We start from the raw sequence: 21,932 nt of genomic DNA on the forward strand, positions 1-21,932 counted from the left end.
CTTGAGGAGCGAGCTTTGTCCGACCAGATCCTGTACGAGGCGGCCGACGGGGTCGCGGAGATCACCCTGAACCGGCCCGAGGCCGCCAACGCCCAGACCACCTCCTTCCTGGACGACCTGGACGCGGCCTTCACCCGGGGCGCGAACGATCCGGACGTCCGCGTCATCGTCCTGCGGGCCAACGGGAAGCACTTCTCGGCCGGGCACGACCTCAAGGACCGCACCGGCTGGGCCGCCCCGGAAAAGATCACCGTCGAGTGGATCTACGACGCGGAGATGCGCCGCTACCTCGACTACTCGCTGCGCTGGCGCAACCTTCCGAAGCCGACGATCGCCGCGGTCCAGGGCAAGTGCATCGCCGCCGGACTGATGCTCTGCTGGCCCTGCGACCTCATCGTCGCCGCCGAGGACGCCCAGTTCTCCGATCCCGTCGTGCACATGGCGATCGGCGGCGTCGAGTACCACGGGCACACCTGGGAGCTGGGCGCGCGCAAGGCCAAGGAGATCCTGTTCACCGGCCGGGCGCTCACCGCGCACGAGGCCGAGAAGACCGGGATGGTGAACCGCGTCGTCCCGCGCGAGGACCTCGACGCCGAGGTGCGCGAACTCGCCGCGCAGATCGCGCGGATGGACTCCTTCGGGCTGCGCCAGGCCAAGCGCGCGGTCAACCAGACCCTCGACGTCCAGGGCTTCTACGCGGCGATCCAGTCGGTCTTCGACATCCACCAGACGGGCCACGGCAACGCCCTGTCCGTCAGCGGATACCCCGTCCTCATGCGGCTGGACGGCATGAAGGAGCGCCTGAAGAGCCAGGAGACCCGGGAAGGGGCGGGCCGGTGAGCGCGCCGAGGGTCGGGTTCGTCGGGCTCGGCAGCCAGGGCGGGCCGATGGCGCGCCGGATCGCCGAGGCGGGGTTCCCGACGACGCTGTGGGCGCGCCGCCCCGAGACACTGGCCCCGTTCGCCGACACCCCGGCCAAGACCGCGGGCTCCCTCGCCGAACTGGCCGCCGCGAGCGACCTCGCGTGCGTATGCGTCGTCGACGACGCGGGTGTGGAGGAGGTCGTCGGCGGGCTGCTGGAGGCGATGGCGCCGGGCGGCCTGATCGTGGTGCACAGCACCGTCCACCCGGCGACCTGCGAGCGGCTGGCCGAGCGGGCCGCCGAACGCGGCCTCGGCCTCGTCGACGCGCCGGTGAGCGGCGGCGGCCCCGCCGCGGCGAACGGGACGCTGCTGGTCATGGCAGGCGGCCCGGAGGCCGAGATCGCCCGCGCCAGGCCCGTCTTCGCCGCCTACGCCGACCCGGTCGTGCACCTGGGCGGGGTCGGCGCGGGCCAGCGCACGAAGATCATCAACAATCTCCTGATGACCGCGAACCTGGGCGTGGCCGAGAGCGCGTACGCCCTCGCCGGAAGCCTCGGCGTGGACCTCGCGCAGCTCGCCGTCGTGCTCGGCCGCGGCTCGGGCGGCAGCTTCGCCGCCGCGCTCGTCGGCCGCCCCGACTTCACCCTGCGCCCGATGGGCGAGGTCGCCGGAGACCTTCTGGCCAAGGACACCCGCCTGGCCGCCGACCTCGCCGGCACCGCGGGGACGGCCGCGCCGACGGTCTTCGCCGCCGCCGACGCCGCCCTCAAGGCGATGGGCCACAGCCGATGACCGCCCCCGACGCCAAGGGCATCGCCGATCTGATGCTCATCGGCGGCGAACTCGTCGCCGCCCGGGACGGCAGGACCCTCGCCAACGTGAACCCGGCGACCGAGGAGGTGATCGGTACCGTCCCCGACGCGGGGACCGCCGACGTCGAGGCCGCCATCGCCGCCGCCCGCCGCGCCTTCGACACCACGGCCTGGCGGACCGACACCGACCTGCGCCGGCGCGGCCTGATCGCGCTCCGCGACGCGCTGCGGGAATCGGCCGAGGCGCTGCGCGCGTTGCTCGTCGCCGAGACCGGCTGCCCCGTGGCGCTCACCCCGATGATCCAGATCGACGGGCCCATCGGCTTCCTCGACCACTACATCGGGCTCCTGGAGACCTACGCGTTCGAGCGGACGCTGCCCACGAAATCCGTCATGGGCGCGCCGTCCGACCGGATCGTGCGGCGCGAGGCGGCGGGCGTCGTCGCCGCGATCACCCCGTGGAACGTCCCGCTGTACCTGAACCTCTGCAAGGTCGCCGCCGCGCTCGCGGCGGGCTGCACGGTGGTCCTCAAGCCCGCCCCCGACACCCCGTACAGCGCGCTCGCGATCGGCGCCCTCGCCGTGCGGGCGGGGCTGCCGCCCGGCGTCCTCAACGTCGTGACCACCGGCGACAACGAGGTGGCGGCCCTGCTCACCACGCATCCCGACGTGGACGCCGTCACCTTCACCGGGTCGACCGGGACCGGGCGGCGCGTCATGGCCGCCGCCGCGGGCACCGTCAAGCGGGTGACGCTGGAGCTCGGCGGGAAGTCCGCCGCGGTCGTGCTGGACGACGCCGACTTCGCCTCCGTCGTCCCGCGCCTCGCCGGATCGGTGTGCATCCACGCGGGGCAGGGCTGCGCGTCCCTCACCCGGCTGCTCGTGCCGCGCGCCCGCCACGACGAGGCGGTGGACCTCGCTGCGATGGCGCTCGCGCACATCCCGTGGGGCGACCCGACCGACCCCGGCAACCTCATGGGCCCTGTCGTCAACGCTCGGCAGCGCGACAGCGTCCTCGCCTACTACGCCTCCGCCGCGCGCGACGGCAGGGTCGTCCTGGGCGGCAAGCCCACCGAGCGGTTCGAGCGCGGGTACTTCGTGGAGCCGACCCTCGTCGCCGACGTGCCGCCGACCGCGGCCGTCGCCCAGGAGGAGATCTTCGGGCCCGCCCTCGTCGTGCTGCCCTTCGACGATGACGACGACGCCGTCCGGATCGCCGACGGCACCATCTACGGCCTGTCCTCGGCGGTCTTCAGCGCCGACACCGACCGCGCCCTCGGCCTCGCCCGCCGGTTCCGCGCCGGGACCGTCGGCGTCAACGGCGCCCAGTGGTTCGACGTGGAGTCGCCGTTCGGCGGCTACAAGCAGAGCGGCATCGGGCGCGAATGGGGCACCGAGGGCCTGGAGGACTTCCTGGAGACCAAGACCATAGCCGTCCCTCCCCGGAGCGAGCCATGAGCGACGACCTTCCGCCCCCCGGCACCGACCGGCGCACGCCCGCGATCAGCCTCGACCGGCTGTCCACGGGTTACCGCCTCGATTTCGAGCGCCTGTCCGACGACCTGCACGCCCGCTGCCCCGTCGCGTGGAACGACACCCACGGCGGGTACTGGTACGCCAGCGGCAACGCCGAGCTGTTCGACCTCGCGCGCCGCGCCGACGTGCTGTCCAACGACAACGACGTCGCGGGCGTCCGGCGCGGCTACACCGGCATCACGATCCCGCCGCCGCCGCGCGAGGGGGCCATCCAGGGCGGTTTCCTGGAGATGGACCCGCCCGACCAGCGGTACTACCGGCAGGCCCTGAACCCCTACCTGTCTCCGGCCGCCGTCGCGCGCTGGAAGCCCGTCATCGAGGAGCTGACGCGGGCCTGCCTCGACGAGCGGATCGCGTCGGGTCGGATCGACTTCGTCGACGACCTCGCCAACATCGTCCCCGCGGTGTTCACCCTCGCGCTGCTCGGCATGCCGCTCAAGGACTGGGACGTCTACTGCGAGCCCATCCACGCCGCCGTCTACACCCCGATGGACTCGCCCGACTTCGGACGCATCCGCGGGCTGCAGATCGAGATGGGCATGAAGATGATGGGCGCGATCCAGGAGGGCAGGCGCGGGGCCCGTCCCGGCCTGCTGGACGCGCTCGTCACGCTCGACCTCGACGGCCGCAAGCCCGATGACATGGAGCTCTTCGGCGTTCTCATGCTCATTCTCGGGGGCGGATTCGACACCACGACCGCGCTCACCGCGCACTCCCTGGAGTGGCTTTCGGAGAACCCGGACGAGCGGGCTCGACTCAGCCGTGAGCGGGACGAACTCCTCGACTCGGCCACCGAGGAGTTCCTGCGCTTTTTCACCCCCGCGCAGGGCGACGGCCGGACGATCGCCCAGGACTGCGTCATCAACGGGACGGAGTTCAAGGAGGGCGATCGCCTCTGGCTGTCGTGGGCGATGGCCAACCGGGACGCCAAGGTCTTCGAGGACCCCCACCGGGTCGTCATGGACCGCCAGGGCAACCGGCACAGCAGCTTCGGCCTCGGCATCCACCGGTGCATCGGCTCGAACGTGGCCCGCGCCGTCTTCAAGATCATGCTCACCGCGGTCCTCGACCGGATGCCCGACTTCGTCTGCTCTCGGGGCGCGGCGGTCCACTACGACACGATCGCGATCATCAACGGCATGAAGAGCCTGCCCGCCACGTTCACCCCGGGCCCGAGGCTCGGTCCCGGCCTCGCCGAGACCATCGACCGGCTGCAGCGGCTCTGCGACGAGCAGCGGCTCGCCGAGCCCGTCACCGTCCGCAAGGCCCGAGCCCGCCTCGACGACTGATCCTGCCCCATGGGGGTCCGAACCGCACGGCCCCGCGGGGCCCGAACGACACGGAGGCCGATGATGAGGACGCAGGCGGCGAAGCCGCTGGAGGTCGTGCGCGGCAGGCCTGCCGTCCACCGGGTGGCGCGGCCGCTCGCGGGCCGCTCGCTGCGCCGCCGCCTCGTGGTGGTCGCGCCGGACGCGGCCGAGACCGCGCGGTTCGCGGGCGGCTGGCTCGTCGACCGGGTGCTCGCCGGATGGGAGGCGACAGTCCTGTGCGCGGAGGACGGCGACCCCCTTCCGCTGCGCATCCTGGGCGCGGCCTCGGCCCCACTCGGCCCGGCCGCCTACGCGGCGGTCCTGCGGGCCAGGCCGCACGCCCTGGCCGTCCACGCGGCCCTCTACGCCCGCGACCCCCGCGTCAGGCGGCTCGTCGACGAGTCCGCCGCCGCGGCCACCACCGAGGTCACCCTGTGGGGCGGCCCCCGCCTCCTGGACCCCACCGCCGCCGACCTGATGCCGCACCGCCCCAGCCGCGCCGCCCGCGTCTTCAAATCCCGCGCCCTCCTCGCCGCGGCCACCGACCCCGCCTCCGCGGACCCCGTCGAGCTGTTCCGCAAGGCGGGCCCCCTTCCCTGGCCATGACGGGCTTCCCGAGAGCTGGGGCGCCCCGGTCGAGCCGGGTGCGCAAGCGCCCGCCCCGCGGGACCGACGAGCAGGAGGCGTGATGGACGGGCCGAGGAGTTTCGGCGGGCGGCTCGCCGACCTCGCCGCACAGTGCCCCGACGATGTGGTGCTGCGGTTCGCCGCGCCCGGCGGGACCGAACGGGAGCTCACCGCCCGGCAGGCCGACCGGCGCGCGTCCCAGGTCGCGGCGGCGCTCGCCGCGCGCGGCCTCGGCCACGGCGACCGGCTGTCGGTGGCCCTGCGCAACGGCCCGGAGTTCGTGCTGTCGGTGCTCGCCGCGTGGCGGCTCGGCGCGGTGCCCGTCCCGATGCGCTGGGACCTGCCGGGCTGGGAGCTGGCCCGCGTCCGGGCGGTGATCGGCGCGCCCGTTCACCTCGCCGAAGGCGACACCGGGTGGCTCGCCGCCACCGCCGCCGACCCTGTGCCCGACCTGCCCGATCTCGTCCCGCCGCAGTGCCACGGCATCTGCTCCAGCGGCTCCACCGGCACGCCCAAGGTGATCCTCGCCGACCGGCCCGGCCTGTTCGACGCCCGCCGCGCCGCCCCCTTCGCCGCCGCGTGGGGCCCGGTGCCGCGCCCGGAGACGATCCTCGTGCCCGCCCCGATGTACCACACGAACGGCTTCTTCACCCTCCAGAGCCTTCTCGCGGGGGACCGCCTCGTCGTCCTCGAGCGGTTCGACGCGGCCCTGGCCGTCGACCTGATCGAGCGGCACGCGGTGACGACGTTCACCGCGACGCCCACGATGCTGCGCCGCCTCGCCGCCCTGCCCGGCATCGGGGAGCGGGACCTGTCCGGGCTGCGCTGGGTCCTCCAGGGCGCCGCGCCGCTGCCGCCCGCCCTCGCCCGCCGCTGGTGCGAGCTCCTCGGCCCGGAGCGGATGTTCACCGCCTACGGGATGACCGAGGGCTTCGGCTTCACCGGTCTGCGCGGCGACGAGTGGGCGGGCCACGAGGGCAGCGTCGGCAGGCCCGTGCGCGGCACCGAGATACGCGTCCTGGACGAGTCCGGCAGGCCCGTCCCGCCGGGTGAGCCGGGCTTGGTCCACCTCCGCTGCGCCACGAGCGGACAGCACCGCTACGTGGGTTCCGCCCCGGAGCCAGGGGAGAACTCGGATGCCCCGGCGAGCTCGGACGGCTTCGCCACCGCCGGAGACCTCGGGTACCTGGACGAGGACGGCTACCTCTACCTCCTCGATCGCGCCGCCGACCTCATCGTCACCGGCGGCGCCAACGTCTACCCGGCCGAAGTGGAGAACGCCCTCCTCGACCACCCGGGCATCGCCGACGTCGCCGTCATCGGCCTGCGCGATCCCGAGTGGGGCCGCCGCGTCCACGCCGTCGTCGAACCCGCGGACCCCGCGGCCCCGCCCGCCGACGTCATCGCCTACGCCAGGTCCCGACTGGCCCCCTACAAGGTGCCGAAGACCGTCGAGTTCGTGGCGGCGCTGCCCCGCTCGGCCGCCACCAAGCTCAGCCGCACCGCGCTCGTCCAGGAGCGCGGCGGCTGATTCAGCGGGCCGCCTCGACGCGCAGGGCGAGGCCGTCGAGGATGCAGCGCAGGCCGAAGGAGAGGGCGTCGTCGCGGCCGGCCGGGTCGGCGATCGCGGCGGTGACGGCGGGGAAGCGGTCCGCGCGGCCGGCGAGGGCGGCGGCCATCGCGTCGCCGATCTCGCGCTCGCCCGCCCCCGCGGCGGCCTGCTGGGCGATCGCGCGGACGTGGCCGGACAGCACCGCCGCGGTGTCCAGGATCTCCGCGCCGGTCAGGCCCGTCCCCGCGAGCGCGGCGGCGGCCTGCTCCATCCAGCCGAGTTCGTTGGGGCCGATCGCGCGCTCGCCCGCGATCGCCTCCGCGGCCCACGGGTGCGCGAGGAACCGGGCGAACAGGAGCCGGGCCCAGAGGTCGAGGCGGGGCCGCCAGCCGCCGGGCGTCTCGGCGAGCGCGGGCGGCGCGCCGATGCCGAGGTCGAGCATCAGCGCGACGAGTTCCACCTTGCCCGGCACGTAGCGGTACAGCGCCATCTTCGTCACGCCGAGGCCTTCGGCGACGCGCTGCATCGTGACGCCGGCGAGGCCCTCGGCGTCGGCGACGGCGATGCCGGAAGCGGCGATCGCGGTGAGCGTGAGAGTAGGCCTCGGCCCGCGTCTGGGGGCAGTCCAGCCGTCCCACAGCAGTGTCAGCGCGGTCGTCTCGGCGGCCATCGGCTCTCCCTCTTGCCCATTCCCTCGAACTGTGTCTATCGTACACTGTGTCCGTTGGAAACAATTTGTGGGGGAGTGGCATGAGCATCGAACCTCTGCGCGGTCTGCGCGTCCTGATCTCCGGCGCGGGAGTCGCCGGTCCCGCCCTGGCGTACTGGCTGGCGAGGTACGGCGCGGAGCCGACCGTCGTCGAGATCGCACCCGCGCTGCGCACCTCGGGCTTCGCGGTCGACTTCCGGGGCCCGACCCACCTCGGCGTGCTGGAGCGCATGGGCGTCCTGGACGAACTGCGCGCGCTCCAGACGCACGGCGGGGAGATGCGCCGGGTGGACGCCCGGGACCGGCCGGTCTTCACCCTGCCCGCCGCGTTCGCCGGCGGCGAGATCGAGGTGCTCCGCGCCGACCTGTCCCGGGTGCTCCACGCCGCCGCGGCGGACCGGGTGGAGTACCTGTTCGGCGACGTGATCGAGCACGCCGTCGACACCGGCGAAGGAGTCCGGGTGGAGTTCGCCCGCCACCCCGCCCGGGACTTCCACCTCGTCGTCGGCGCGGACGGCCTGCACTCCGGCGTCCGCCGCCTGCTGTTCGGGCCGGAGCGCGAGTACGTGCGGCACCTCGGGTACTACGTGGCCGGGTGGAAGGCGTCCGGAGTGCCCGGTGCCGAGGCCGTGCCCCGCCAGTACAACGAGCCCGGCCGGATGATCAGCTTCGGCGCGGACCCGCGCGACGCGGACGCCGCCGCGGTCTTCGCCACGTTCGCCGGACCCGGCCTGGACTTCGACTGGCACGACGTCCCCCGGCAGAAGGAGTTCATCGCCGCCGCCTACGCGGGCGTCGGCTGGCACGCCCCGCGCCTGGTCGCCGCCCTGGCCGACGCCCCGGAGATCTACTTCGACACGGTCAGCAAGGTCCGCGCCGCGTCCTGGTGGTCCGGCCGCGCCGCGCTGCTCGGCGACGCCGCCTGGGGCGTGACCCTCGGCGGCATGGGAGTGGGCACGGGCCTCGTCGGCGCGTACGTGCTCGCAGGCGAACTCGCGGCCTCAGGCGGCGACCCCGGCACGGCCCTCCCCGCCTACGAGCGCCGCATGCGCCCCTATGCCGACCGCTGGCAGCGCGGCGCCAGCCCGGGCAGGTTCCTCGCCCCGCGGACCGGCTACGGACTGCGTCTGCGCGACACGCTCTTCGCCCGCTCGTGGTTCCAGCGCCTCCTCATCGGCAGCACCGGCTCGATGGCGGCCGCCGACCTACCGGACTACCTCCCGGCCTGACCCGCAAAGCCCTCCCGCGCGCCCCCGCGGCGAACGAGAGGCCCTCAGGGCAGGGCGGCACCCCGTGGGCGGCTTCCGTCTGTTCACCGCGGCGCTCTCCGGCGCGATCGACGGCCATGGCGGTCGTCATCCGGGCGGTGACCCGCACCCGCCGGGCGGGGTCACGAGCGGCGGAAGCGCATGCGGGTGCGGGTGGAGGCGGCGTCGATGGTGCGGTTCTTGAGGGAGCGCAGGACCCAGCGCTGGGTGGCGGTGAGGTGTTCGGCGGCCAGGCGGGAGGCCTCGACGGCGTCGCCGGCGGCGATGACCTCGGTGAGGCGCTCGTGCGCGTGCTGGGCCTTGGCGCGGTCGGCGCGCGACGGGTAGGAGCCGCGGGACATCTGGGTGTCGGCCCAGGCCTCCTCCTGGACGGACCACAGGGAGGTGAGGCTCTTGACGACGACGCGCAGCGTCGCGTTGGTGTCGAAGCCGACGAGGGCGTCATGGAAGTCGCGCGCGGTTCGGGTGAAGGCGGCGCCGTCGTCGAGGTGGCTCTCGCTCAGCGCGAGCAGCTCCTCAAGGCGCGGGACGACGGCCTCGTGCCGGTCCTCGCGGCGCGCGCAGTTCGCCGCGCAGATGGGCTCCAGGACGGCCAGCGCCTCGCCGAGATCGGGGACGTCGACCTGCATCGCCTGGAGGGTGAGGCCGAGCGCGTATCCGGCGGTGCCGATGTCGGGGGCGTGCACGGTCGCGCCGCCGCGGTTGCCGCGCCGCACGGTGACGAACCCCTCGGTCTCCAGGATGCGCAGCGCCTCGCGCACCGACGGGTAGCTCACCCCGAACTGGGCGACCAGTTCGTCCTGCTTCGGCAGGGTCGAGCCGTCGGTGATCCCGCCCGCGAGAATCCTGTCGCGCAGCGCGGAGGCGACGAGTTCCGCCATCCGCAACTGCCCGATCTTCGTCTGCTCCGGCGCGGGCTCCATGTTTATAAGGTTATCAGTGATGGGGAGGCGTGCTCACGAGGTCGGGCAGGGCCGTCCGCTGGACTTTCCCCATCGCGTTGCGGGGGAGCGCGGCGACCTGCGTCCAGAACTCGGGCACCTTGTAGGCGGCGAGGGCGCGGCGGCAGTGGTCGGCGAGCGCGCCCGCGTCCAGGGGGCCGCCCGCCGTCTCGACGAGGGCCGCGACGCGCTGGCCGAGCCGGGCGTCGGGCACCGGGCAGACGGCGGCCGCCACGACCTGCGGGTGCGCGGCGAGGACCCGTTCGACCTCGGCGGGGTAGACGTTCGCGCCGCCCCGGACGATGACGAGCTTCTTGCGGTCCACGACGCTCAGCCACCCGTCGGCGTCGACGAAGCCGATGTCGCCCGTCGCGACGGTGTCCTGCCCGAAGGGATGGACACGGCCCTCCTCCCAGTGGCCGAGCAGCGGAGTCCAAGCCCCCGCCCAAGGTCCGGCAGACGCCCCGGCCAGGCGGAGCTCCCCGGGCTCACCCGAAGGCAGTCGCTTGCCTCGCGGGTCGTAGGCGGCGACGTCGAAGTGGGGGAGCAGGCGCCCGCTTGCTCCGGGCCGCCATTCCTCGCCCGGAGGGTCGATCGCCACCACGGTCGGCGCCTCGGTCAGCCCGTACGTCGCGCGGGGGACGAGGCCGTGGGCGGCGGCGAAGGCGCGGCGCAGGTCGTCGGGGGTGTCGCTGCCTCCGCTCCACACCTCGCGCAGCGACGACAGGTCGAGGTCGGGACGCGCGGCGAGGTCGTGCAGCTGCGCGGGCGCCCCGTTCCACACGGTGACGCCCCGGTCGGCGATCCAGTCGGCGACGCCCTCGACGTCGCGGCGGTCCATGATGACGGACCGGCCTCCGGCCTGCGCGGTGAGCAGCGTCGACAGGACCATGAGGTTGAGGATCGTCAGCGGGAAGCTGTCGCCCTTGCGCAGGTCCGGCCCCCACCCCCGCGCCGCGACGAGCGCCGCGCCCGGCAGGAGAAGGTTCCGCTGGCTGTGCACGACGGCCTTGGGCCGCCCCGACGTGCCGCTGGTGAACGCGATCCCGGCGGGTGCGCCGGGATCGACGGAGAGGTCGGGTGCGGGCTCGGCCCGCGCGGTCAGCGCCGCCCACCCGTCGGGGTCGAGGCGGCCGGGCGCGTCGATCCGGCAGCGCGGCCCGGCGAGCACCGCCCTGGGCTCGCAGAGTTCGTGCAGGTCGCGCTGCTCGGCCTCGGTGAGCGCCTCGCCGATCCCTGCCCACACCGCGCCGATCCGCTGCGCGCCGTGGAACGCCGCCACGATGTCGAGGTCGTTCGGCAGGCAGGCCGCGACCCTGTCGCCGGGCCGGACTCCGAGCGCCCACAGCGCCCCCGCCGCACGGCGGGCCCGCTCGTCGAGTTCGGCGAACGTCAGCGCGCCGGAGGCCGCCTCGACGGCGATCGCGTCGGGCCGCGCGGCGAGTGAGGCGTCCAGGACGCGGGCGATCGTGCCGGGCGTCCGATGCTGCTGCGGAAGGCCGCCGCCGTAGGTGCTCACGTCCTCTGTGTTACCACTATCCTTATAATGATTCAATGGATACGATCGCGGCTGCGGCACTCGGAAGACACCGGTAGGAGACGGCCATGCCAGGCGGACGCGCACATCGGACCCTCAGACCACTGCGACGCACGGCCCCCGGGAGCGGCGCATGACGCACCCCGGACCCCTCACCGGGATACGCGTCCTCGACCTCACCACGATGGTCATGGGCCCGTACTGCACCCAGATGATGGCCGACATGGGCGCCGACGTGATCAAGGTCGAGCCGCCCGCGGGCGACGACACCCGCTACGTCTCGGCGGGCCCGGAGCACGGCATGGGCGGCGTGTTCGCCAACGTCAACCGGGGCAAGCGCGGCGTCGTCCTCGACCTGCGCGATCCCGACGGCAAGGCCGCGCTGCGCGCCCTCGCCGAGCGCAGCGACGTGTTCGTGCACTCCATGCGCGCCAAGGCCATCGCCCGCCTCGGCTTCGCCTACGCCGACGTCGCCGCACTCAACCCGTCGGTCGTCTACACCAACTGCTACGGCTACGGCCGCCGCGGCCCCTACGCCGACCGCGCCGCCTACGACGACACGATCCAGGCGGAGTCCGGCGTCCCGGCGGTCCAGGAGCGGCTGACGGGCGAGGCGGGGTACGCGGGCACGATCATGGCCGACAAGGTGGCCGGCCTGACGGCGATGTACGCGACCTTGGCGGCGCTGTTCCACCGCGAGCGGACCGGCGAGGGCCAGGAGGTGGAGGTCGCGATGTTCGAGACGATGGCCGCGTTCATGCTGGTCGAGCACGCGGGCGCCGCCCTGTTCCGGCCGCCGCTCGGCCCCGCGGGCTATCCGCGCGCGGTCGCCCCCCACCGCAGGCCCTACCGCACCAAGGACGGCCACATCTCGGCGCTGGTCTACAACGACAAGCAGTGGGCCGCGTTCGTCGGCGCGGTCCGCCCCGCGTGGGCGGGCGAGCACTTCGCGACGCTGGAGCGGCGCGCGGCCCGCATCGACGAGGTCTACGCGCTGCTCGCCGAGACGTTCCGGGAGCGCACCACCGAGGCGTGGCTCGATCTGCTGCGCTCCCTCGACATCCCCGCCGCGCCCGTCCGCGCCCTCGACGACCTCCTCGACGACCCGCACCTCGCCGAGACCGGGTTCTTCGAGACCGTCGACTCCCCCTACGGCGAGGTCCGCTTCCCCGGCCCGCCCGTCTGGTTCTCCCGCACCCCCGGCCGCGTCGCCGGGCCCGCCCCGCGTCTCGGCGCCGACACCCGCGACGTCCTCGACCGCCTCGCCATGCCCTAGGAGCAACGCATGGACTTCTCCCTCACCGAGGACCAGCGGAGCATCCGCGACGCCGTCCTCGACTTCTGCACGACCCGCTTCCCCGACGAGTACTGGCGCGAGCGCGACGAGAGCGGCGTCTTCCCGCACGAGTTCCACAAGGCCATGGCCGACGCCGGCTGGCTGGGCGTGGCGATGGCCGAGGACGTCGGGGGAGCGGGCCTCGGCATCACCGAGGCGGCGATCATGATGCAGGCCGTCGCCGAGTCGGGCGGCGGGATGACCGCCGCGTCCAGCATCCACGGCCCGGTCTTCAGCATGCAGCCGGTCGCCCTGTTCGGCACCGACGAGCAGCGCAAGCGGATGATCCCGCCCGTCCTCACCGGCGAGCAGCGGATCTGCTTCGCGGTGACCGAGCCGGACGCCGGGCTCGACACGACGAAGCTGCGCACCCGCGCCGAGCGCCGCGACGGCGGCTACCTGGTGAACGGCGAGAAGATCTGGATCTCGGTCGCGCAGGTCGCCGACAAGATGATGCTGCTCGCCCGCACCACCCCGCTGGAGGAGGTGACGCGCAAGACCGAGGGCCTGTCCCTGTTCTTCACCGACCTCGACCGGGCCCGGATCGACGTCCGGCAGATTCCGAAGATGGGCCGCCACGCCGTCGACTCCAACCTGCTGTTCCTCACCGACGTGTGGATCCCCGAGGAGGACAGGATCGGGGCCGAGGGCGAAGGCTTCAAGATCATCCTGCACGGGCTGAACCCCGAGCGGATCCTGCTGGCCGCCGAGGCGATCGGGCTCGGCCGGGCGGCGCTCAAGCGCGCGGCGAAGTACGCCCGCGAGCGGATCGTCTTCGACCGGCCGATCGGGATGAACCAGGGCATCCAGCACCCGCTCGCCAAATGCTGGGCGCAGCTCGAAGCGGCGAACCTGATGGTGCTGAAGGCCGCGACGCTCTTCGACGACGGCGCGGACTGCGGCGTCGAGGCCAACGCGGGCAAGTACCTCGCGGCCGAGGCGGGGTTCGAGGCCTGCCACACCGCGATGCTGACGCTCGGCGGCATGGGCTACGCCCGCGAGTACGACGTGGAGCGCTACCTGCGGGAGGTGATGATCCCGCGCACCGCCCCGGTGAGCCCGCACATGATCCTCAACTTCCTCGCCGAGAAGGTCCTCGGCCTGCCCAAGTCGTACTGACCCCGCCCGCACCCGAGGAGGAGAAGACATGGAGACCTTCAGCGCGCGGTCCTGGCTGTTCGCGCCCGGGGACAGCCCCCGCAAGATGGCCAAGGCCGCCGACGGGCCCGCCGACGCCGTCATCCTCGACCTTGAGGACGCGGTCGCCGAGGCGGGCAAGGCAGGGGCGCGGGCGGGCGTCGCGGGGTTCCTGGCGTCCCGGCCCGAGGCGGAGCGGCGGCGCCTCTGGGTGCGGATCAACCCGCTGGACGGCCCGCACGCCCTGGCCGACCTCGCCGCGATCGTCCCCGCCCGGCCCGGCGGCGTCATGCTGCCCAAGGCGCGCGGGCCGCGGGACGTCGAGGTGCTCGACCACTACCTCGCGGCGCTGGAGGTCGCAGCGGGCGGCGAGCAGGGCGCGACCGAGGTGATCGCGCTGGTGACCGAGACCGCCGAAGGCATGTTCACCACCGGCGACTACAAGGGCGCGCCCCGCCTCAGCGCGCTGACCTGGGGCGCCGAGGACCTCGCCGACGCCCTCGGCGCGAGCGACAACCGCGGCCCGGACGGCGGCTACGGCTTCACCTACGAGCTGGCGCGCAGCCTGTGCCTGCTGGGCGCGGCGGCGGCGGGCGTCGCCGCGATCGACACGATCCACGGCGACTTCCGCGACCTCGACGGGCTGCGCACGCGAGCCGCGAAGGTGCGCCGCGACGGGTACCGGGGGATGCTCGCGATCCATCCCGACCAGGTGCCGGTCATCAACGCCGCGTTCACCCCGACCGAGGCCGAACTCGCCGAGGCGCGGGAGATCGTCGCGCTGTTCGCGGCGCACCCGGGCGTCGGCGCGCTCGGCCACAACGGCGCGATGCTGGACCGGCCCCATCTGGCCCGCGCCCGCGCGCTCCTGGCCGCCGGAGGCGTCGCGTGACCGTCCACGTCACGCCCGACAAGCTGGAGTTGGCCCGCTTCGTCCGGCCCGGCGACCGGATCGTCCTCGGCCAGGCCTGCGGCGAGCCGACCACGCTGGTCGAGGCGCTGATCGAGCAGGCCGCGGAGATCGGCGGCCTGTCGGTCTTCATCGCGACGAGCTTCTCCGGCCTGCTCACCCCCGAGGCGGCCGACGCGTTCGAGGTCTCCAGCATGGGCGCGATCGGGGCCCTGCGGGTACTCGCCCAAGCGCACCGGCTGACCGTCGTGCCCTGCCACGTGAGCCAGGTCGGCCCGATGATCGCCTCCGGCGCGCTGCCGTGCGACGTCGCCTTCGTGCAGGTGAGCCCGCCCGACGCGGCCGGGGACCACAGCTGCGGCCTCATCAGCGACTACGTGGCGGCGGCCGTGGCCAAGGCCCGCGTCGTCGTCGCCGAGGTGAACGACCAGGTGCCCCGCACCCTCGGCGAGACGCTCCCGGGCTCGGCCTTCGACTGCGCCGTCCACGTCTCCCGGCCGCCCGTCGAGGTGCCGCCCGCCCGCATCGGCCCGATCGACGAGGCCATCGCCGCCCACGCCGCCGCCTACATCGGCGACGGCTCCGTCCTCCAGACGGGCGTCGGCGCCGTCCCCGACGCCCTCCTCCGCCTCCTGCACGACCGCACCGACCTGGGCGTCCACTCCGGCATGATCGGCGACGGCCTGGTCGACCTCGTCGAGGCGGGCGTGGTCACGAACGCCCGCAAGAAGACCGACCAGGGCGTCTCCGTCAACGGCGCCCTCATCGGCACAAGCCGCCTCTACGCCTTCGCCGCCGACAACCCGTCCCTGCGCATGTGCCCCACCTCCTACACCCACGACCCGGCGGTCCTGGCCCGGGTCGACCGCCTCGTCACCGTCAACTCGGCCCTGGAGGTCGACCTGACGGGCCAGGTCAACGCCGAACAGTCGGGCTCGTCCTACGTGGGCGGCACCGGCGGCCAACTCGACTTCGTCCGCGCCGGCTCCCGCTCCCCGGGCGGCCACGCCCTCATGGTCCTGCCCTCCACCGCCAAGAACGGCACCATCAGCCGCATCACCACGGCCCTCTCCGGCCCCGTCACCACTCCCCGCTCCGACATCGACGTCGTCATCACCGAATTCGGCTCCGCCGACCTGAAGGGCAGATCGATCGCCGCCCGCGCCCGCCTCCTCGTGGAGATCGCCCACCCGGACTTCCGCGAGGCCCTCGAAAGAGAGGCGGACGCCCTCCGCAGACGCGGCTTCTGACCCCGCCTCAGCGGGCGCGGCCACCGCGCCCGGGGCAGTCATCGGGTGGTGATCAGCGCGGCCGCCTGGTTCGGCCCGGGCGCCCGCCGGACCGCGGCGGCAGGGCACTGAGCCGGTAGGGCACTTGAGTCGGCAGGCCCGGGGAGCCTCGCTCCCCGGACCTGCCGTGTGCGCCTGTGGGCTCAGACGTAGCCGACCTCCTTCGGATCGGGGTGGAAGAGGTCCTCGTTGGTCGCCTCGACGATCTCGATGATGTAGTTCGAGGCGAGCCTGAGCCTGCCCTGCGCACCCATGATGTTGGGGGTGCGGGGCTGGAGGATCGGCACGCCGAGCCGCTCGACCTGCGCGTACACCGCGTCGATGGAGTCGACCACGTACATCGTGCGGGTCTCCTGGATGATCGACGGCGGCTTCGCCAGGTTCTCCGGCTCGATGACGACGGCCGAGACGTTGCCGAGCACCGACTGGAGACCGATCACACCGAGATCGTGGTACTCGGCGAGGGTCCGCTGACCAGGTGGTCGCGGAACAGGGTACGGGCGACCTCGGAGGTCTCCTTGCGCGCTGTGCGCTGCATGGGGGCCTGGCCACCCGGACGGTCCTGCGCACCATCCCTCGCATGTCGAGTACGAGCTGACGGACGTCGGACGGCAGGTGTGCGCGTCGCTGTCCGGTCTGCTCTTCACGTGGTGCGCGCGCTGCCGCCGCACCGGTCGTCGGGCGCCTTCGTCGCCGAACTTCTGCCGCCGGGGACCTCGCTGGTCAAGGCGTTCGGCTCGATCGGCACGGACGCGCTCGGAACCCACCGACTTCTGACTTCGGCCGCGGCCTCGGCGACTCCCGGGCAGTGGGGGTAATTTGTCACTGTCTGTCCTTAATATTCCGGGATGAAGTCGAGTGAGTTGGTCTCCCGCGTGGAGCTGGACGTTCAGGCGGACCACGGAATGTTCGGCATCGGCGACGGCTGGGACGAGGACGGGAGCACGCCCGTGCCCGGGGCCGGATTGCTGGGCGTGGGGGAGGGGCGGTTCCTGCTCCACGTGGCCGAGGACGGGCCGGCGGTGAAGGTCGGGCTCGAACTGTGGAAGGGGGCTCTTCCGCCGTGCGAGGCCGGGTACGACGTGCAGGAGACCGTCGAGCTGCGCTGTCCCACCGGTCGGATCGACCTCGACCAGATCACGCTCGGCGGCGACGCCGGCGTGCTCACCGTCCCGGCGGGCGTCTACTCGGTGCGCGTCACCGGGTGGGGCCGCGCGCGGGCGCGCACGGCTTTCGCCGAGGCATGGAAGCGGTACCCCGAAGACGAGGACGCGTTCGACGCGGCCCGGTCGGCGCTGCATGGCACCGAGCGGTACCTGATCCAGTTCCTTCGGGTGCGCAAAACGGCCCGGATCAAGCGCAGCGGCGGCTGCTATGTGCCCGAGGGCTCCGACCGGATCGCCCTGGTCGACAGCGGGGGCGCGGGCCAGGCGGTCTTCCCGGCGGAGATCCCGCAAGCGGCCGCGCATCCGCTCGGGCTCATGGCGGCGGTCGATCCAGGACGCAGAGCCGTCCTGACCTACGCCCTCTGGAACGGCCCCGCGCCGCTGCCGCCGTCGCTCTCCCCGATCGCCGACGGTCTCGCCCTCACGGTGTCCGAAAGCCTCGGCCGAAAGAAGGGACACCTGCACGTCTACGGGCTCCGGCCAGGCCAGACGACGTACCGCGACATCCCCAGCGGGATGGCCGAATTCCCGGCGGGCCGCTACACGGTCCGGCTGTCTCGCGCGGAAGGGGACGAGAAGGTGACCTACCAGGCCGATCTCTGGAAGGAGGAGGGCTAAGAAGCCGGGAGGGTGATGCCCTCCAGGGCGAGGCGGAGCATGCGGGATGAGCCGTCGTGGTGGGGTCCGGTGGTTTCGCGGAGCCAGGCGGCGGCGGTGATGAGGGCGAAGAGGTCCTCGGCGGTGAAGTCGGCGCGGACGGCGCCCGTGTCCCGGGCACGGGTGAGGAGGCGGGCGCCGCCGGCGTGCATGGCGGCGCACATGGTGTGGGAGGGGGTGCCCTCGTCGTACATGCTTGCGGACAGGATGCCGACGAGGCCGCGGAAGACCGAGCAGTGGTGGACGGCCTTGGTCATCCACTCTTGCAGGGCCGCCAAGGGCTCGGGGGCCGCGGACAGGCGGTCGGCTTCGGCGACGAGGGCGGCCAGGCCGTCGCGGGTGGCGGCCTCGACGAGGACGGCACGGGTCGGGAAGTGGCGGTAGAGGGTGCCGATGGCGACGCCGGCCCGTGCCGCGACGTCCTCCAGGGAGGCCTCGGAGCCGTGGGATTCGAACGCGGCGCGGGCGGCGGCGAGGATCGCGTCGTAGTTGCGGGCGCCGTCAGCGCGCTTGGGACGCTGGGCTATGTAGGGGTCCGCCGTGGTCGGTCCGGTCAAGACGCCGCCTCCGCACCCGCCCGGTGACCTGCTTGTGGACGCCCCGCGCGGGCGGAACCTGAGGGCGTCTCGCCATCATAGGCCGTCCGGCAAATGGGGGAGCAGCTCCTCCTCCGGCTGGACGCCCAGGGAGCGCAGCGCCATGGCCAGGAGGGCGTAGGCGCCGATGGTGAAGATGACGTCCATGAGGCCCCGGTCGTCGAACTCGGCGGACAGGGCGGTCCAGGTCGCGGACGAGACCGTGCCGTCGCCGAGGAGCTCGTCGGCGGCGGTGAGGAGCGCGCGGTCCGTCGCCCCCCACCCCGGGGCTGCCGGGCCCCGGGCGACCCGGGCGATCTCCTCGGCGGTCATCCCCGCGCGGGCGGCGAGGACGGCGTGCTGCGCCCACTCGTAGGCGCATTCCCGCAGGTGCGCGACCCGCAGCACGAGCAGCTCCCGCTGCCGGGCCGTGAGCGACGACCCGTGCAGCAGGTGCCCGTTGAAGGTGAGGTAGGCCTTGGCGAGGGACGGGTGCCGGGCGAACGTGCCCAGCAGGTTGGTCCCGGGCTGGCGGCCCTCGGCGGACGCGCCGCCGCGGACCGCGGACTGGAAGCCCGCGACGAACTCGGCCATCTCTGCCGACCATTCGGCCCTGGGCACGGGCGGGATCCGGGTCTCACCCGTGCCGCCCCTGTCGGAGCACGTCAAATGTTCCGCCCCCCGTTGACGCCGATGACCTGCCCGGTGATGTAGGAGGCGTCCTCGCTCACCAGGAAGGCGCAGGCCGCGGCGACGTCCTCGGGCCGCCCGACCCTGCCGACGGGGGTCTCGGCGATCTCGTCCTCCAGCGCGAAGAGCCCGTCGGCGACGGTCGCGCGCAGCATCGGAGAGTCGATGAACCCCGGCGGCACCGTGTTCACCGTGATCCCCTTGCGGGCGAACTCCCGCGCGAGGACCTTGGTGAGCCCGACCACGCCCGACTTCGCCGAGACGTAACCGGCCATCGCGGGCGCCCCGCTGTGCACGCTGGACGACGAGATCGTGACGATCCGCCCCCAGCCCTCCTCGACCATGCCGGGCAGCACCGCCTGGCAGCAGTCGAACGTGCCGGTGAGGTTCACCGCGAGGGTCCGCGCCCAGTCCTCGGCCGTGATGGTGAGGAACGGGTGGATGGGCGCGGCCCCCGCACTGGTCACGAGGATCGTCGGCCGGCCCAGCCGGGCCGCGGTCTCGGCGACCGCGGCGTCGATCGCGGCCCGGTCGGTGACGTCGGCGGCGAGCCCGAGCGCGGTCCCGCCCTCCTTCTCGATGGACGCCGCGGTCTCGCGCGCGGCGTCCCCGTCGAGGTCGAGCAGCGCCACCCGGACGCCGTCCGCGGCGAGGCGCCGCCCGACGGCGGCCCCGATCCCGGACGCGCCGCCCGTGACGATCGCGGTCCGCCCGCTCACGCGATCGCCTCATCGCCGACGAGCGTCGTGCGGTGCATCCGGCGCGGCTCGGTCCGGTCGAACGCGCAGGCCCGGTGCACGAGCCCGCGGTTGTCCCAGATCACCATGTCGCCGACCGTCCAGGAGTGCCGGAGGACCCGGTCGGGCGCGGTCGCCCGCGCCTCCAGGTCGGCGAGCAGCGCCCGCCCCTCCTCGACGTCCATGCCCGCGATGTGCGACGCGGTCGCGCCGAACACCACGGACCTGCGGCCCGTCCGGTGCTCCCACACCAGGGGATGCTCCCGGACGGTCCGCGAGGCCCACTCCGCGACCTGCTCGGGCGTCGGGTCGGGGTAGGTGAGCCGCTGGATCGCCTCGAAGGTGTGCACCACCCGGAGCGAGGCGAACCGCTCCTTCTCGGCCTCGGTGAGCATGTCGTAGGCCGCGTACGTGCTCGCGAACTCCGTCTCACCGCCCACCGAGGCCGTCACCCGCGCGCTCAGGATCGACGCCTTGGCGGGGATGTCGTCCAGCGCGCCGTCGATGTGCCAGTAGTCGTTGCTGGCGAAGTACTCGACGTTCGGATTGCCGGGGTCGAAGCTGATCTCCATGACGTCCGGGTTGGCGTACTTCGGGAACTGGACGAGGTCGCCCAGCCTCCGGCAGAACGCCACCTGCGCGGTGTCGTCGACGTGCAGTTCCCGGAAGAGGAGCACCCCGTGCTCCTCCAGCGCCTCCAGGCACGCGCCCGGCAGGTCCTCGTCGCCGAGGAGCCTTTCCAGGTCGACGTCCAGCACCTCGGCGCCGACATGCTCGCTCAGTCTCCGCGTGGCGATCACGCCCATCGTGTTCCTTCCTTGGATCGGATCCGCTAGGACGCGGCCTCGTCCGGCGCCCAGCCGACGATGCCCTTGACCTCCAGGTACTCCTGGAAGCCGAAGTCGCCCCATTCGCGGCCGTTGCCGCTCTTCTTGTAGCCGCCGAACGGGCAGCCGAAGTCGAACCCGTCGTTGATGTTGACCCAGCCCGCGCGGATGCGCCGGGCGAGGGAGCGGGCGGTGGCGAGGTCCTCGCCGTTGACGTACGCGGCGAGCCCGTACTCGGTGTCGTTGGCGATCTCGACGGCCTCGTCGAGGTCGCGGTAGCCGAGGATGACCAGGACGGGGCCGAAGATCTCCTCGCGCGCGATCGTCATCTCGGAGGTGACGTCGGCGAAGACCGTCGGCTTCACGTAGAAGCCGCGCTCCAGCCCGTCGGGCCGGCCGGTGCCGCCCGCGACGAGCGTCGCGCCCTCGTCGATGCCCTTCTGGATGAGCGCCTGGATCCGGTCCCACTGCGAGCCGGCGACGACGGGCCCGAGGGCGAACTCGCCGTTCGGGTCGCCGACGGTGACGCCCGCGGCGGTCTCCCGCGCGATCTCGATCGCCTCGCCCATCCGCGCGGCGGGCACCAGCATCCGGGACGGCGCGCTGCACGTCTGGCCGGAGTTGCCCATCATCGCGCCGACGCCCGCGGCGACGTTCGCGGCGAACGAGCCGTCGTCGAGGATGAGGTTCGGGCCCTTGCCGCCCAGCTCCTGCGTCACCCGCTTGACGGTCGGTGCGGCGTTCCGCGCGATCTCGACGCCGGCCCGGGTCGAGCCGGTGAACGACACCATGTCCACGTCGGGGTGCGCCGACAGCGGCACGCCGACGCCGAGGCCGTCACCCTGCACGAGGTTGAACACCCCGGCCGGGACGCCCGCCGCGTGGAGGACCTCGGCGAAGATCTGGGCGTTGAACGGCGAGCGCTCGGACGGCTTCAGCACGACGGTGCAGCCCGTCGCGAGGGCGGGGAAGACCTTCACCGCGATCTGGTTCAGCGGCCAGTTCCACGGGGTGATGAGCCCGCAGACGCCGATGGGCTCCTTGACGACGATGCTCGAACCGCGCGGCTCCTCGAACGCGAACCCTTCGAGCAGCTCGATCGCCTTGACCAGGTGGCCCGCGCCGAGCTGCACCTGGAAGCCGTTGGCGAGGTAGGCGGGCGCGCCCATCTCCTCGGTGAGGGCGGCGCCGAGCTCGGCCGACCGCTCTCCGTAGATCACCAGGACGCGCTGGAGGATGGCGACGCGCTCGGCGACGCTCGTGGCCGACCAGGCCGGGAACGCGGCTTTCGCGGCGGCGACGGCCCGGTCGACGTCGGCGGCGTTCCCTGCGGCGACCTTCCCGGCGACCTCCTCGGTCGCCGGGTTGATCACCTCGAACGTCGTGGCCGACGCGGGCTCGACCCACTGGCCGTCGATGTAGAACTTCAGGTACTCACGCATGGGCTTCCCTT

The 21,932-nt window shown here is 73.4% G+C and carries 22 protein-coding genes; 13 read left to right on the forward strand and 9 right to left on the reverse strand.

Going from position 1 to position 21,932, the window contains the following annotated elements:
* Positions 1-15: 15 nt before the first annotated feature.
* The 6 genes from ACYVOM_RS29145 (at position 16) to ACYVOM_RS29170 (ending at position 6,679) form a co-directional block, all read left to right on the forward strand.
* Positions 16-840 (forward strand): enoyl-CoA hydratase, encoded by an 825-nt coding sequence (locus ACYVOM_RS29145; RefSeq protein WP_460306737.1) that lies wholly within the window; start codon positions 16-18, stop codon positions 838-840.
* Entirely contained in the window at positions 837-1,655 is an 819-nt protein-coding gene (locus ACYVOM_RS29150) for an NAD(P)-dependent oxidoreductase (RefSeq protein ID WP_460306738.1), read from the forward strand. The genes ACYVOM_RS29145 and ACYVOM_RS29150 overlap by 4 nt, the downstream gene beginning before the upstream one ends.
* A complete protein-coding gene (locus tag ACYVOM_RS29155; protein WP_460306739.1) occupies positions 1,652-3,133 on the forward strand; it encodes an aldehyde dehydrogenase family protein in 1,482 nt (493 codons plus the stop codon). Before ACYVOM_RS29150 ends, ACYVOM_RS29155 begins: the two co-directional genes overlap by 4 nt.
* A complete protein-coding gene (locus tag ACYVOM_RS29160; RefSeq protein ID WP_460306740.1) occupies positions 3,130-4,500 on the forward strand; it encodes a cytochrome P450 in 1,371 nt (456 codons plus the stop codon). The genes ACYVOM_RS29155 and ACYVOM_RS29160 overlap by 4 nt, the downstream gene beginning before the upstream one ends.
* 60 nt (positions 4,501-4,560) lie before the next feature.
* Entirely contained in the window at positions 4,561-5,127 is a 567-nt protein-coding gene (locus tag ACYVOM_RS29165) for a hypothetical protein (RefSeq protein WP_460306741.1), read from the forward strand.
* 82 nt (positions 5,128-5,209) lie between these two features.
* Positions 5,210-6,679, forward strand: coding sequence for a class I adenylate-forming enzyme family protein (locus ACYVOM_RS29170; protein ID WP_460306742.1), 1,470 nt, complete (start codon positions 5,210-5,212; stop codon positions 6,677-6,679).
* A 1-nt stretch (position 6,680) separates the two neighbouring features.
* Here ACYVOM_RS29170 and ACYVOM_RS29175 read toward each other — a convergent pair whose 3' ends face one another.
* A complete protein-coding gene (locus ACYVOM_RS29175; RefSeq protein WP_460306743.1) occupies positions 6,681-7,370 on the reverse strand; it encodes a TetR/AcrR family transcriptional regulator in 690 nt (229 codons plus the stop codon).
* Positions 7,371-7,450: 80 nt separating this feature from the next.
* On the opposite strand from ACYVOM_RS29175, the gene ACYVOM_RS29180 reads away from it, so the two are divergent.
* Complete coding sequence (locus ACYVOM_RS29180) at positions 7,451-8,638, forward strand: FAD-dependent monooxygenase (protein WP_460306744.1); 1,188 nt, start codon at positions 7,451-7,453, stop codon at positions 8,636-8,638.
* Between the two features lie 161 nt (positions 8,639-8,799).
* On the opposite strand, the gene ACYVOM_RS29185 is transcribed toward ACYVOM_RS29180, so the two are convergent.
* Together ACYVOM_RS29185 and ACYVOM_RS29190 are read right to left on the reverse strand one after the other, a co-directional pair.
* On the reverse strand, positions 8,800-9,600 hold the full coding sequence (locus ACYVOM_RS29185; protein ID WP_460306745.1) for a FadR/GntR family transcriptional regulator: 801 nt from the start codon (positions 9,598-9,600) through the stop codon (positions 8,800-8,802).
* Between the two features lie 13 nt (positions 9,601-9,613).
* Positions 9,614-11,137, reverse strand: coding sequence for a class I adenylate-forming enzyme family protein (locus ACYVOM_RS29190; RefSeq protein ID WP_460306746.1), 1,524 nt, complete (start codon positions 11,135-11,137; stop codon positions 9,614-9,616).
* 151 nt (positions 11,138-11,288) lie between these two features.
* On the opposite strand from ACYVOM_RS29190, the gene ACYVOM_RS29195 reads away from it, so the two are divergent.
* Genes ACYVOM_RS29195 through ACYVOM_RS29210 form a run of 4 tightly spaced genes read left to right on the forward strand, consistent with a single transcriptional unit; the run spans position 11,289 to position 15,788 of the window.
* Positions 11,289-12,431: a CaiB/BaiF CoA transferase family protein gene (locus ACYVOM_RS29195; protein ID WP_460306747.1), complete on the forward strand. Its 1,143-nt coding sequence runs from the start codon at positions 11,289-11,291 to the stop codon at positions 12,429-12,431.
* A 9-nt stretch (positions 12,432-12,440) separates the two neighbouring features.
* Positions 12,441-13,610 (forward strand): acyl-CoA dehydrogenase family protein, encoded by a 1,170-nt coding sequence (locus ACYVOM_RS29200; RefSeq protein ID WP_460306748.1) that lies wholly within the window; start codon positions 12,441-12,443, stop codon positions 13,608-13,610.
* A gap of 28 nt (positions 13,611-13,638) precedes the next feature.
* Positions 13,639-14,520: an HpcH/HpaI aldolase/citrate lyase family protein gene (locus ACYVOM_RS29205; RefSeq protein ID WP_460306749.1), complete on the forward strand. Its 882-nt coding sequence runs from the start codon at positions 13,639-13,641 to the stop codon at positions 14,518-14,520.
* The gene (locus ACYVOM_RS29210) at positions 14,517-15,788 is read left to right on the forward strand and encodes an acetyl-CoA hydrolase/transferase family protein (RefSeq protein WP_460306750.1); all 1,272 of its coding nucleotides are present in this window, start codon (positions 14,517-14,519) and stop codon (positions 15,786-15,788) included. Before ACYVOM_RS29205 ends, ACYVOM_RS29210 begins: the two co-directional genes overlap by 4 nt.
* A gap of 182 nt (positions 15,789-15,970) precedes the next feature.
* Here ACYVOM_RS29210 and ACYVOM_RS29215 read toward each other — a convergent pair whose 3' ends face one another.
* A complete protein-coding gene (locus ACYVOM_RS29215) occupies positions 15,971-16,267 on the reverse strand; it encodes a hypothetical protein (protein ID WP_460306751.1) in 297 nt (98 codons plus the stop codon).
* A gap of 207 nt (positions 16,268-16,474) precedes the next feature.
* Here ACYVOM_RS29215 and ACYVOM_RS29220 point away from each other — a divergent pair, with 207 nt between their 5' ends.
* Positions 16,475-16,645, forward strand: coding sequence for a hypothetical protein (locus ACYVOM_RS29220; RefSeq protein WP_460306752.1), 171 nt, complete (start codon positions 16,475-16,477; stop codon positions 16,643-16,645).
* A 30-nt stretch (positions 16,646-16,675) separates the two neighbouring features.
* Positions 16,676-17,611: a hypothetical protein gene (locus ACYVOM_RS29225; RefSeq protein WP_460306753.1), complete on the forward strand. Its 936-nt coding sequence runs from the start codon at positions 16,676-16,678 to the stop codon at positions 17,609-17,611.
* Here the strand turns inward: ACYVOM_RS29225 and ACYVOM_RS29230 are convergent.
* The 5 genes from ACYVOM_RS29230 to ACYVOM_RS29250 all read right to left on the reverse strand — a co-directional run bounded on the left by ACYVOM_RS29230 (position 17,608) and on the right by ACYVOM_RS29250 (position 21,921).
* Positions 17,608-18,207 (reverse strand): TetR/AcrR family transcriptional regulator, encoded by a 600-nt coding sequence (locus ACYVOM_RS29230; RefSeq protein ID WP_460306754.1) that lies wholly within the window; start codon positions 18,205-18,207, stop codon positions 17,608-17,610. The genes ACYVOM_RS29225 and ACYVOM_RS29230 overlap by 4 nt on opposite strands.
* Positions 18,208-18,282: 75 nt before the next feature.
* Entirely contained in the window at positions 18,283-18,819 is a 537-nt protein-coding gene (locus tag ACYVOM_RS29235; protein WP_460306755.1) for a carboxymuconolactone decarboxylase family protein, read from the reverse strand.
* Positions 18,820-18,890: 71 nt separating this feature from the next.
* Entirely contained in the window at positions 18,891-19,634 is a 744-nt protein-coding gene (locus ACYVOM_RS29240; RefSeq protein WP_460306756.1) for an SDR family NAD(P)-dependent oxidoreductase, read from the reverse strand.
* Positions 19,631-20,458, reverse strand: coding sequence for a TauD/TfdA dioxygenase family protein (locus ACYVOM_RS29245; RefSeq protein WP_460306757.1), 828 nt, complete (start codon positions 20,456-20,458; stop codon positions 19,631-19,633). The genes ACYVOM_RS29240 and ACYVOM_RS29245 overlap by 4 nt, the downstream gene beginning before the upstream one ends.
* 26 nt (positions 20,459-20,484) lie before the next feature.
* On the reverse strand, positions 20,485-21,921 hold the full coding sequence (locus tag ACYVOM_RS29250) for an aldehyde dehydrogenase family protein (protein ID WP_460306758.1): 1,437 nt from the start codon (positions 21,919-21,921) through the stop codon (positions 20,485-20,487).
* Positions 21,922-21,932 lie beyond the last annotated feature (11 nt).

The organism is Actinocorallia aurea, from assembly GCF_054783995.1.